General features: G+C 39.6%; 13 protein-coding genes and 1 pseudogene. 7 read left to right on the top strand and 7 right to left on the bottom strand.

The genetic code is table 11. The annotated features are described in order from the left end of the window. Nucleotides 1-175 precede the first annotated feature (175 nt). The 6 genes and pseudogenes from PGZ10_RS04220 to PGZ10_RS04195 all read left to right on the top strand — a co-directional run. Complete coding sequence (locus PGZ10_RS04220) at nt 176-1,633, top strand: hypothetical protein (protein ID WP_117835296.1); 1,458 nt, start codon at nt 176-178, stop codon at nt 1,631-1,633. 129 nt (nt 1,634-1,762) lie between these two features. Then, nucleotides 1,763-3,601, top strand: coding sequence for a glutamine--fructose-6-phosphate transaminase (isomerizing) (gene glmS, locus PGZ10_RS04215; RefSeq protein WP_117835294.1), 1,839 nt, complete (start codon nt 1,763-1,765; stop codon nt 3,599-3,601). Nucleotides 3,602-3,761: 160 nt separating this feature from the next. Next, a complete protein-coding gene (locus PGZ10_RS04210) occupies nt 3,762-5,045 on the top strand; it encodes a S1C family serine protease (RefSeq protein WP_117835292.1) in 1,284 nt (427 codons plus the stop codon). Between the two features lie 262 nt (nt 5,046-5,307). Continuing rightward, on the top strand, nt 5,308-5,625 hold the full coding sequence (locus PGZ10_RS04205; protein WP_243002763.1) for a spore coat associated protein CotJA: 318 nt from the start codon (nt 5,308-5,310) through the stop codon (nt 5,623-5,625). Between the two features lie 5 nt (nt 5,626-5,630). Further along, nucleotides 5,631-5,903: a spore coat protein CotJB gene (locus PGZ10_RS04200; RefSeq protein ID WP_270540765.1), complete on the top strand. Its 273-nt coding sequence runs from the start codon at nt 5,631-5,633 to the stop codon at nt 5,901-5,903. A gap of 3 nt (nt 5,904-5,906) precedes the next feature. Next, nucleotides 5,907-6,314 (top strand): annotated as a pseudogene (locus tag PGZ10_RS04195) (manganese catalase family protein); the annotation flags it as partial. Between the two features lie 84 nt (nt 6,315-6,398). Here the strand turns inward: PGZ10_RS04195 and PGZ10_RS04190 are convergent. From PGZ10_RS04190 to PGZ10_RS04175, 4 genes are all read right to left on the bottom strand, one after another. After that, a complete protein-coding gene (locus PGZ10_RS04190) occupies nt 6,399-7,970 on the bottom strand; it encodes a recombinase family protein (protein WP_074133947.1) in 1,572 nt (523 codons plus the stop codon). A 78-nt stretch (nt 7,971-8,048) separates the two neighbouring features. Further along, nucleotides 8,049-8,192, bottom strand: coding sequence for a hypothetical protein (locus PGZ10_RS04185; RefSeq protein WP_005427045.1), 144 nt, complete (start codon nt 8,190-8,192; stop codon nt 8,049-8,051). A gap of 501 nt (nt 8,193-8,693) precedes the next feature. Beyond that, entirely contained in the window at nt 8,694-8,933 is a 240-nt protein-coding gene (locus tag PGZ10_RS04180; RefSeq protein ID WP_270540753.1) for a helix-turn-helix domain-containing protein, read from the bottom strand. Next, the gene (locus PGZ10_RS04175) at nt 8,930-9,352 is read right to left on the bottom strand and encodes an RNA polymerase sigma factor (protein ID WP_022615780.1); all 423 of its coding nucleotides are present in this window, start codon (nt 9,350-9,352) and stop codon (nt 8,930-8,932) included. Before PGZ10_RS04175 ends, PGZ10_RS04180 begins: the two co-directional genes overlap by 4 nt. 594 nt (nt 9,353-9,946) lie before the next feature. Here PGZ10_RS04175 and PGZ10_RS04170 point away from each other — a divergent pair. Then, nucleotides 9,947-10,303: a helix-turn-helix domain-containing protein gene (locus PGZ10_RS04170; protein ID WP_032547022.1), complete on the top strand. Its 357-nt coding sequence runs from the start codon at nt 9,947-9,949 to the stop codon at nt 10,301-10,303. 87 nt (nt 10,304-10,390) lie between these two features. Here the strand turns inward: PGZ10_RS04170 and PGZ10_RS04165 are convergent, their stop codons facing one another. From PGZ10_RS04165 to PGZ10_RS04155, 3 genes are read right to left on the bottom strand one after another with little or no spacing between them, the layout of a single operon-like run. Further along, complete coding sequence (locus PGZ10_RS04165) at nt 10,391-10,555, bottom strand: cysteine-rich KTR domain-containing protein (protein WP_308464100.1); 165 nt, start codon at nt 10,553-10,555, stop codon at nt 10,391-10,393. Nucleotides 10,556-10,560: 5 nt separating this feature from the next. Further along, on the bottom strand, nt 10,561-11,328 hold the full coding sequence (locus tag PGZ10_RS04160; RefSeq protein ID WP_055058896.1) for a MerR family transcriptional regulator: 768 nt from the start codon (nt 11,326-11,328) through the stop codon (nt 10,561-10,563). After that, nucleotides 11,321-12,232, bottom strand: coding sequence for a DUF2268 domain-containing protein (locus tag PGZ10_RS04155; RefSeq protein WP_270540751.1), 912 nt, complete (start codon nt 12,230-12,232; stop codon nt 11,321-11,323). Before PGZ10_RS04155 ends, PGZ10_RS04160 begins: the two co-directional genes overlap by 8 nt. Nucleotides 12,233-12,478: the final 246 nt, after the last annotated feature.

Genomic DNA, 12,478 nt, shown 5'->3' with positions numbered 1-12,478 from the left:
GAACTCCGGTTTATGCCGGGGTTTTTCTTCGGATAAATAAAGCAGAACGGAGTTGTCCGTAAATTGATACAATGGGAATTTCTACAAACAAGTAGACATTTCCCCATAAAAAGTGTAAGATAGAATCTAAGAGTATTTATACTTACAATTAATATGGTTAGAAAGAGGAAAGTACATGAAGATGAAGTTTACGAAAAAAATAGCGACAATTCTTTTGTCTGTATGTCTGATCGTACCATGTTTTTCTGTGATGGCGCTAGCTGCAAATGGTGTGATATTCTTTTCTGATCTTGAGACAAGTGTCGGGGATGAATTTACGATCACAGGTACAGCAGTTGTCAGCGGAGATGTAATCGGAGACGCGACGATTCATATGACTTACGATCCTTCTTATATGCGATTTGAAGAGGGAGACGGAGTGAATGCAGACACGGATGGTAATCTGACATTTAAAGGTTCAGGTGACGGAAGTAGTGACCGGATTGAGTTTACAATGAAATTCCAGGCTCTCCAGGAAGGAAGTACAAGACTTGAACAGGGAGATGCGACGGTTACAGACAGCGCTGGATCAAGTGTGGCATGTGAAGAAGGATATGCGGATGTTACGATCGGAGCAGGAGATCCGAGCAAGATCAAGGATGTTGCGAGTGGAACAAGTGTCACGATTGATGGTCAGGAGTATACCTTATCCGGTGATTTCTCAGACAGCATGATTCCAGCTGGATTTACAGCAGGAGAGATTACTTATAATGATTCGACGTATAAAGGTGCTGTGCAGGAAAAGACAGGACTTCAGATGGCTTACCTGGTAGACGGTGATGGAAAAGGCGATTTCTGGATGTATGATTCATCTGACAGCAGCTTCTCACCGGCAGAACAGGTTGTGATTTCAGATACTTATTCTATCGTAATTTTTGATGCAGGCAGTAAAGTGTCTATGCCATCAAAGTATTCAAAAGGAAATCTGGAGATCAACGGCAAGACTTTTGAAATCTGGGATGAACCGGACCGCGATGGTTTCTATGTATTATATGCAGTAAATAATGACGGTGAAGAATCCCTCTATTTATATGACTCTGTAGAGCATACTTATCAGAGAATGGAGACTCCGAAGTCTGCGACTACACCGGATAAGAAGAGTGCAAGCAAGTTTGACGCAATTTTAGAAAAGATTTCCGATCATCTGATCTGGTTTGTAGCAGCGGCAGCAGTTATCGTTATTCTTCTGGTAATCTTCCTTCTTGTTTCCGTTGTGAAGTTACATAACCGCAACAGAGAGTTGGATGATCTGTATGATGAATATGAACTGGACGATGAGCCGCAACGTAATCCGGTAAAACCGATCCAGCCTGTTAAGGCAGAAAAGAAATCACAGTTCAAAAAGAGACAGGATGATGATTTCGAAGATGATTATGACGACTTCGATGATGATTTCGACGATGATGATTATTATGATGATGACTTCGACGATGATTATGATGACGAAGGAATAAGTGATGATACTCGCAGCGTTGATGAGTTTGATGACTATTTTGATGATGACGACTTTGATTCGTTCGATGATTATAATATCAAGAAAGAAAAGCGTAAAAAAGGTGATACTTTCGAAATGGATTTTATTGATCTGGATTAGGATTAAGGAGAAAGGCGGGGATGACGATTGTTATTCCCGCTTATTCTTTACAAAAAGTCCCATGTTTGCTACAATGTAACGAAAAGAGTAAAATTTATTTTCGCAAAAAAGACTGGAGGATATAGATAAATGTGTGGAATCGTAGGATATGTTGGATCGCAGCAGGCGGCTCCGATCTTACTGGATGGACTGTCAAAGCTGGAGTATCGTGGATATGATTCAGCAGGACTTGCTGTTCGTAATGGAACAGAAGAGACAGAAGTTATCAAGGCGAAAGGCCGTTTGAAAGTACTGTTTGAGAAGACCAATGGTGGTGCAGCCGTTCCGGGAACTTGTGGAATCGGTCACACCAGATGGGCAACACACGGGGAACCGTCAGAGAACAATGCGCATCCGCATATGAGTGACGATGGCAATGTAGTTGCTGTACACAACGGTATTATTGAAAACTATCAGGAGTTAAAGAACAAGCTGCTCCGCAAAGGATATACATTCTACTCTGAGACGGATACAGAGGTTGCTGTTAAGCTGATCGATTATTATTATAAAAAGTATGAAGGAACACCGGTAGATGCGATCAACCATTCTCTGGTCCGTATTCGTGGATCTTATGCGCTTGCTGTGATGTTCAAGGATTATCCGGAAGAAATTTATGTGGCAAGAAAAGACAGTCCGATGATTCTTGGCGTAGGAGATGGAGAGAGTTTTATTGCATCAGATGTGCCGGCTATTTTGAAATATACAAGAAATGTATACTATATTGGCAACCTGGAGATGGCAAAGGTCAGCAAAGAGGAAATTACCTTCTACAATCTGGATGGTGAAGAAATCCAGAAGGAGATGAAGACCATCGAATGGGATGCGGAAGCAGCTGAAAAAGCCGGTTATGAGCATTTTATGATGAAAGAGATCCATGAGCAGCCAAGAGCGGTTAAGGATACTCTGAATTCTGTATTAAAAGACGGAAAGTTTGATCTGACAGATATCGGATTAGCGGAAGAGGATATCCGGAGAACAAGCCAGATTTACATTGTAGCATGTGGTTCTGCTTACCATGTAGGTGTGGTGGCACAGTATGTGATCGAGGATCTGGTGAAGATTCCTGTTCGTGTGGAGCTGGCTTCTGAATTCCGTTACCGTAAGCCAATTCTGGATCCAAATGGTCTGGTGATCATTATCAGCCAGTCAGGAGAGACCGCAGACAGTCTTGCAGCGCTCCGTGAGACAAAAGCACAGGGAATCCGTACACTTGGAATTGTCAATGTAGTCGGATCTTCTATTGCAAGAGAAGCGGATAAGGTATTCTATACTCTTGCAGGACCGGAGATCTCTGTGGCAACAACGAAAGCGTACAGTACACAGCTGATGGCTTCTTACATCCTTGCAATTGAGTTTGCCAAAGTAAAAAATACAATCACTGAAGAGCAGTATGAAAATTATATTGCCGAATTACAGGCAATCCCGGAGAAGATTGAAAAGATTATTGAAGATAAAGAAAGAATCCAGTGGTTTGCAGCAAAGCAGGCAAACGCAAAGGACGCATTTTTTGTCGGACGTGGAATTGATTATGCAATCTGTATGGAAGGCAGCCTGAAGATGAAAGAGATCAGTTACGTTCATTCAGAGGCATATGCAGCGGGAGAACTCAAGCACGGAACCATTTCTCTGATAGAGGATGGAACGCTTGTGATCGGTGTGCTGACACAGCCGGAATTATATGAAAAGACGATCAGCAACATGGTAGAGTGCAAGAGCCGTGGTGCATATCTGATGGGACTTACAACTTATGGCAATTACAGCATTGAGGATACTGCTGATTTTGTGGTTTACATTCCGAAGACAGATGAGCATTTTGAGGCATCGCTTGCAGTGATTCCGCTGCAGCTGATGGGATATTATGTATCCGTTGCAAAGGGACTGGATGTAGATAAGCCGCGTAATCTGGCGAAATCTGTAACGGTTGAATAAAGTGATGCAAGAAGTTCCAGCGGAATTTCCTGTTGAATAAACGAGATGGACGACATAAAAATGTGCCGTTCATCTTTTTTTTCATATTTTATCACACTTTCATCACAATTATGGGCTAAACTCTTAACTATAGAAAAGGAAAAGAAAGGAGTCTTGAATGATGGACAATCAGTACAATTATTACAGACCAGATTCAGATGAAAATAGAGGAGCAGGCAATCAGCAGGGATTCGGAGCAGGACCACAGAAGGATCCGAGGACTTCAAAGCCGAAAAAAGGTTACATGAAAAAAGTAGCACTTGTTGTAGGAGCAGCCGTATTATTTGGGGCAGTCGGCGGTGTGACGATGCAGGGAACCAGTTATCTGACTGGTAAGCTGCTTGGAAAGAATACAAAGAGTACCGTAGGCACAACAAAGACTGTATCGAACGCAAAGCTTACAACATCTACCAGTACAGTGACATCTGATGTATCAGATATCGTTGAAAATACACTTCCATCAATTGTTTCTATTACCAATATGAGCGTACAGGAAGTACAGAATTTCTTCGGAGGAATCAGCCAGCAGGAGAGTGAAAGCGCCGGATCCGGTATTATCATCAGCCAGAATGATTCAGAACTCCTGGTTGTTACCAATAACCATGTTGTAGAAGGAAGCGATACACTTACTGTTACATTTAATGATGGTAACAGCGTGGAAGCGCAGATTAAAGGAACAGATTCCGCAAGGGATCTTGCAGTCGTAGCTGTTCCGCTTGATAAAATTTCAGACGATACAATGAATGCGATTAAGGTTGCAACACTTGGAGATTCAGATTCTCTGAAGGTTGGAGAACCTGCTATTGCAATCGGTAATGCGCTTGGCTATGGGCAGTCTGTTACAACTGGTATCGTCAGTGCAACCGGACGAACAATTGATGGATTTGACGGAGAATACATCCAGACAGATGCAGCAATCAACCCTGGTAACAGTGGTGGAGCTCTTCTGAATGCAAATGGTGAGGTAATCGGTATCAACTCTGCAAAGATCAACAGCTCGGCAGTAGAGGGTATGGGATTTGCGATTCCGATCTCAGATGCAAGTGATGTTATCCAGAATCTGATGAATAAAGAGACAAGAAGCAAGGTTTCAGATGAAGAAAGAGGATATCTTGGAATCAAGGGATACGATGTATCTGAAGAAGGTGCACAGATGTACAATATGCCGACCGGTGTTTATGTCAAAGAAGTTATGAGTGGTGGCGGAGCTGAGAAAGCCGGTCTTACAAAAGGATCGATCATTACTGGTTTTGAGGGAAGTTCCATCAGCAGTATGAGCTCTCTTCAGGAACAGCTTCAGTATTATAAAGCCGGGGAAGAGGTAACACTTACTGTACAGATCCCGGATAAGAATGGTGAATATACAGAGAAAGATATCAAGGTTACACTTGGTAAAAATTCATAAAATGATGTGAACACGCCGTTTTATGGGAGTATGAGGTGTTCGAGGATTGCGGGAATTGCATAGCAATGGAGCAATCCGGTTACATCATAAAATACTAAAGAAAGATGCCGTCAGATCAGAAATGGTCTGGCGGCATTATTGATATTGAGACCTATTTGAAATGGAAATGGACTTCAGACTATGTCGGATGCAAAAGTCAGAACCCTTTTTTTAAAATTACCATACAATAATATTGCAGATATAAGAAAGGGGAGCCAAAACGATGCAAAATTGCAGAAATAATAATCCATATATGAGACGTGCAAATTGTGGGTGTGGCAATAATAACAATAGCTGTAATAGTAATTCATGTATGGCGAACAATGATGGAAGAAATCCATCGATGGCAGTACCTGTTTACCGAGAACGATCTGGATGTAGCGACCGGGATGATGCGTTAGATGGAATGCCGATCGCAATGGCTTATGTGCCATGGCAGAGCTGGAGACACATATACGAAGCCGGAAAAGGATTCCACAGAGGAACCATATTCGAAGAGCTTGATCTTCCGTTTAAGGGGAAAGGAGGATGTAATGCATGAATGAAATGCCAAATTCCAAACCTTGTAGAAAAGATCTCCTGATGCAGATTGGTCATGCGAGCTTTGCGGTAGATGATGTGAAGCTTTATCTGGACACTCATCCTCGTGATCAGGAAGCACTGGACTATTTTTATGAATATAATAAAAAAAGGAACCAGTTGTTGAAAGAATATTCAAAATATTATGGACCACTCACAGTAGATACCGCTGTTCCTTCCTGCTCAGACAGATGGAACTGGATCAACGAGCCATGGCCGTGGCAGGAAGGAGGGTGTTAGTTTATGTGGAATTATGAAAAACGTTTACAATATCCCGTAAAAATTACCCAGACCAATCCGAAGATGGCCCAGGTAATCATCAGTCAGTTCGGTGGACCGGATGGAGAATTAGCTGCGTCCATGCGTTATTTATCACAGAGGTACACCATGCCGTACAAAGAAGTGACAGGAATTTTAACCGATATTGGCACAGAGGAACTTGCCCACATGGAAATGATATGTGCCATTGTTTACCAGCTTACCAAGGATTTATCTCCGGAGGAAATTAAGGCTTCTGGTTTTGATAAATATTATGTGGACCACACACTTGCACTTTGGCCGCAGGCAGCCAGTGGAACACCGTGGACAGCAACTTATTTTCAGTCCAAGGGTGACCCAATTACAGATTTACATGAAGATATGGCTGCGGATGGTGCAACTACATAAGTGCAACATAGAAGTGTTAAGTAGAAGTTCTATATAATCTGGTGTGCCAGACACCAGATTTTACAGAACTTAGAAATTCCAATGTATTTCAATCGGGACATTTCTTGTCCCTGGAATCCGTTTTCCTACTAATATATAATCAATTAGAGTTTCAACGGTTTCTCTGTCTAAATGTTCAAGATTTGTGTATTGCTCAATAAGCTGGCGGCGATTATCGCCTGTCTGGATTTTTCTCTCAATTACATCAAGCTGTTTTTGCGTTTCAATCACCAGCTTTTCAAGCCGTTCTCTGTCATTTGTGAAGTCTTTTGACAAATTCAGGAAATCATTTTCGGAAAGAATCCCTTTTACTTTATCAAGATAAAGTTCTCTGATTACCTTTGCGTCTTCTTCAATCTTTTTTTGATAAGTAGCAAGTTGTGTTTCTAAAGCAGTTTTTTTCTCCTTTACGTTGGAGTGAAATTCCACGTTCTGTTCCAATTCATCTTTATCAAGATATTCTTGTGATAACTTGTTCAGTTCAGAAATAACTGCCTGCTCCAACTTCTTCACAGAAATAAATGAGCCTATGCAAGCGTCCTTTGCAACATGGCGATTTGAACATTGTAAATAATGTCTTCCATCTGTCTGTTTATTAGAACGCATGGTATAGCCACAGTTCATGCAGCGAGCTTTTCTGGCAAATAGCCCTATGGTTCCTACTGTAAATGGTTTTGCTTTTTCAGCTACCATAGATTGTACTCTATCCCAAAGTTCACGGTCAATAATCGGTTCGTGTGTTCCCTCTACTCTGTACCATTCCTCTTTAGGTCTAGGCTTATTTTGTTTTGTCTTATACGAAACACTGCCATATTTTCCTTGAACCATATTTCCGATATAAATTTCATTTGTCAGCATATCGGAAATAGCAAAATATTTCCATAAGGTACTATTTTTTCTGGTAGGCTGCTTATAGCGTAAACCATGAAGCCGTTTATATTCCGTAGGGTTTGGAATCCCACGGTCATTCAGCATACGGGCAATCGCTGTTTTGCCATATCCCTGTGAAAATAAAGTAAAAACTTCTCTGACAACAGCAGCAGCTTCTTCGTCAATAATCAGGTGTCCCTTTTGCTCAGGGTCTTTTTTATAACCATAAAGAGCAAATGCACCAATATGAAATCCATTCTTCCGGCGGTCAGCCAATACGCTGCGGATGTTTTCTGACATATCCTCTAAATACCACTCATTAACCAGACCATTGATTTGTCTTGATTTTTTGTTTCCTTTATTAGCGGTATCTGCATTATCTACAATACTGATAAAACGAATCCCCCAGATAGGAAACAATCCGTGTATGTATTTTTCTACCAACTCTAACTCTCTGGTAAATCTGGATTGTGTTTTACAGAGGATAATATCAAATTTTCGGTGTTCAGCGTCATTTAACAGTTTGTTAAATTCTGGTCTTCGTCTATCTGAACCAGTATAATCATCATCACTGTATATATTGTAGACTTCCCAGCCTTGTTCCAATACATATTGAATCAGCATGGATTTTTGATTTTGAATACTGTTACTATCATCAGTTTCATGTTGTTTGTTTCTATCTTCTTCTGATAAGCGGCAATAAATAGCAACTTTTGACTTTGTGTTCATCATATTTTATCTCCCTTAAAGAGAAGATAAAACAAACATTCCACCTACACTTATTATACCGTGTCGGGAAATGTTTGTCTATCATTTTACAGGTAATACCTGCCCTTTGGATTTTTCTAATTGATTGATAAGTTCTATCCATTTTTGATTGAACTCTTTTTTTAATGCCGACTTATCTTCACACTTAAATACATTTTTGCAGGAAATTTCTGCTTCTTTTGGCATAATTCCACCTCACAGTCTTTACTATGTTTACAGACTATGCAAAAATGCTTGTTCATTATGAAAGAATCATCCTTAGCAAACCGAACAGCTTTCGCTAAAGCTCATGGGAATCTCACCCCTGCATGGTTCTCATCCAGCCGTACCCTTTGCCAGCGGTGCTACATCATCACACGGACTAAGGCTGTACGGAAGTATCATTATCACGATAGAAAGGTCATGGCGGCAGCTTTTGCGGTAAGCTGCTTATGGAACGCTGGCAGGAATCGCTATCCGGTTTCATCCCTCCTTTGGTGGGTTACGGCGTGCCAGCCCAACGGCTCTCTTTCTATCGAAACGTATTCGGCTGCTTTATGCTGCGTTGATTAGACGCTTTCTTTTTCAATGAACAATCTGGCTTTGTCAGCCTGTTAAAATGCACTGGTGATAATGCACTTTAATAGGCTGGCAAGCTCTGTCTGGGAAGCATGGGCTTGTCCATGCTTCCACAGGAGAGCGTTATTTTTACTTTGGTTCCCTGATTTCAAAAGATAAAATCTTTGCAATCAGACGTGTTTCCATCCGGCGGCGTAGGGTTTCATCTAGAACCATGTGGGTATTGCCATATTCGTCTTTCATGGGACGCATGGAACGGCTGGCAATAAAACCGCTGTAATGGCGTACAATCTGGTTGATTGCTTCAATATCACCGTCCGCAGCCCTTACAATCACAGGAAACGGAATCATAGGGTGCTTTGCTGTCATGCTTCTTCCTCCATAAATTTTTTGATAAATTCCAGTCCGGCGTGTCTTCTTCTCTGGATAGTAGAACGGTTGACTTCCAGAATTTTTGAAATTTCCGTATCGTCAAATCCAAGAAAATAATATCTCAGGATAACATCACGTTTCTTTCCATCCAGATTTTCTAATGCTTCTGCTAATAGGCTGTTTTCAATACGGACAGTAAATCCATCCATTTCAAAAGTATGGAAGTGGGATGGATAGGTGTCTTCGGAAGAAAACAAGTTGACGGTGTAATCGTCCATATCACAGAACAGGGTTTCCCGTTTACACTGTCTGGACAACGCTTTGAGATAGTCTTTGCGTTCATCCTCCATAGCGACTTTACAGATGTAATCAAACTGGTTCTCTATGGTTGTCTGAAATTCAGATGGCTTCATCATTGCTCACCCCCTTTCCAGCCTTGAAAGGGAGCGAGTTGATAGGAATTTCTGCTTCTTTCCCCCTTTTCGCTCTTAGTCCCGACAGGACAGGGGGTGCAGTTGCGTTTTGAGAAGAAAAATTTAAAAACTTTTTCTTCCAACTAAAAAAGCACGCAAACAGACGATATTTCTGCTTGTGTGCTTCGATAGTTCTTGCTATGTATTCTGAAAAACCACATTGAGGGTCAGATTTTTCTAGTGTAGGTGGATGGCTTTTTTTAACGGTTTACCGAATGTAGATATATTTAAGAAAATATTTTGCATAGCGGCTTCCTCCTGTAAGCCGCTGTCTGTATAAAGTAGTAGACTTTAAAAATCATCTATATTTCAGGCAAAAAAAGACGGCGGCTTTTGTTAAACCGTCGTCTGGAAATGATGATGTAATTTTTGACGCAGGGAAAGTATGCTGCCAAATAACGGTTTTTTTTATTTCCGTTTCGACAGCATAGTTTTATCTTTGATACGCATAATGGGAACTGTACAACTATACGATACGTTTTTCTGTACCTGTCACTATTACAACAGGAACAGTAAAATGTATAGAGGTGGTGTATTATGCGTAAAAAAGAAGATAAATATGATTTCAGGGCGTTTGGGCTTGCCATAAAAGAAGCCCGTAAAAAACAGGGCTTGACCCGTGAACAGGTGGGAGCAATGATTGAAATTGACCCACGCTATTTAACCAATATTGAGAATAAAGGGCAGCACCCCAGTTTACAGGTGCTTTACGACCTTGTATCTCTGCTGAATGTATCAGTGGATGAGTTCTTTTTGTCCTCTGATAATCCGGTAAAAAGCAGCAGACGAAGACAGCTTGAAAGTAAAATTGACAATTTTACAGACGCAGACCTTGTTATCATGGAAAGCGTTGCGGATGGTATTGTCAAATACAAGGAAATGGAAGATAAATAACTTCTATTGTCTGCAAGAATAGGACTGAAACTAAAATGAGCCGATAGTCTATAAGCTGTAATAGCTTATAAATTATCGGCTCTGCGTCTAAGCGTCTGGCTCTTTGATAATTTCTATTTTGAAGTTATTTACGCATATCAAACTTTCTTTTTTACATTTTGGACAATACAACGGAAAGTTTTTTAGCTGTGTATCTTTTCGTATTTTAATCCTTGTTTTATTGTTGCATATAGGACAAATAACCCACTCCATCATATTCATTCTGAACCTCTGCAAAAAATTTGTATTGCTTCATTAAAAAAAGCTGCAAGATTTCCACTACTAAATCTATTTATAAAAGTGGTAAATCTTTCATCTGTAATATAGAGAACTCCCAAATTAGATAAAATTTGTTTATTACATTCATAAAAGTGTTCAGAAATATATTGTTGCCATTCATGTACTATTGCTTGTACTTCTGAACTTTCCGCAGGACTATTTTCATACATAGCTAGTTTTTCAAAAATATTGCGAGCCATTGAATAAAAAGATTCTATTTCTTTCTCTTGTATTTGCTTTGAATGGGAAGAAAACATAGTCTTGTATTCTCTGAAACTTTCAGTATTTCCCCATTGTTCTAATACTTCTTCTTGAAATTGCGATTGTAACTCAAGTATTTTTGCATTTGAAAATGCAGAAAATTTAATTTCTTTATTTCCGTTGATTGTGTCTTTTACAAGTGAAATCAAAGCTTCTATTCGTTCTTTCTGAGCTTCCAAAATCAGTACATGACGCTCTAATGCTTCTGAACGAACATAATGAGGTGAATCCAGCAGTTCCTTAATTTCTTTTAGGGCGAATCCAACTTCTCTAAAAAACAAAATTTCCTGAAGCCTAGTTAAATCGTCGTCTGTATACTGACGGTATTTTGCTTCGGTTATAATAGATGGTTTTAATAAACCAATTTCATCATAATAATGTAGTGTTCGAGCAGTAATACCTGTTAATTTAGCAACTTCATGGACTGTTTTAGCTTTTTCATTCATTCCAAAAATCCTCCGTAGCATTTAAAATTTCTTTTGCAGGTAATAGAGTTGCTTCGACAATGTTTTTTCCAGTCTTTTGCAAGTAGTGTTTAATCAAGTGATAGCCACACGCATATCCGGAACAATAGGGTAATCCGACCTGAGGATAGTTTTGTAATGCTGCCATTTCATCACCATAAAGGTATGCATTCAGATTTTCTAATCCTTGAACATTTAAACCGTCCCGAATAATAGGCTTAATATATTCATTTAAGGTTTCTATATCAGTTTTTGTTACCCAAGGACCTGCTTTATCTTCACCATACAGAAATGTTGCAAAGTTTTCTGCCAATCCCTCATTGACTATCATTTCACCAAGAGTGATGTCATTCTTCCATTTAATAAATTGAAATCGTACGTTGTGATTAGTTTCATGTGCTAATACTACATGAAGATGTGATAAAGTGTATTCATTAGGTAGTAACCAAGAAAAAATATATCCTGGAATACCACCATCACCACAGTAACCATCATTTAAAATAATGTAAGGATTTTTAGCATTTGCAAGTAAAATTGTAAACGCATATTCTTTAATGGGTAGATTAACACCGTGTTCAACAAAGCAATTCAACGACTGCTGAATGGATAACTCACATTTTTCCCAGAGTGTATTATCAGAAATTAGCTTAATATTATTTTGTTGCTTTTGGTCAACAGCGGTTGGGGCGATATGTCCAAGCATTTCGCTTGCCATAATTACATCATATCCATTAGGCGTTAGAGCTTTCATAGGAACACTATAACAAGCCCACTTTTTTTCAAAAGGCTTCATAAGTTCATATCTATAAATGTCATTTTTTTTGTCTAACGGTGCATTCATAATTTTTGAATAAACTTTGTCAGAACGGATAGCGGATATTTTCATAATTCTAGTTCCTCCTTTTGGTTTTATCATATACTATGACGTAACGTTAAAGTCAATAGGCAAATTAAAAATTATCACAGATGTATGGTAAATAATTAAATGTCTTAGTAGACAAAGGAAATAGAGGTTAAACAACATAAATTAACTTGATTGTCGAAGTAGAAATTGTTGTTTGAAATATTGATGGAAAAGTAAATAAAAATTGCAATAGGCAGATGGTATTGTCAAATCTAAGGAAGTGGGGGA

This window comes from Coprococcus sp. AF102-57 (assembly GCF_027686195.1).
Taxonomy (GTDB): Bacteria; Bacillota; Clostridia; order Lachnospirales; family Lachnospiraceae; genus Allocoprococcus; species Allocoprococcus comes.
This window is presented reverse-complemented; position numbering and strand designations above follow the sequence as displayed.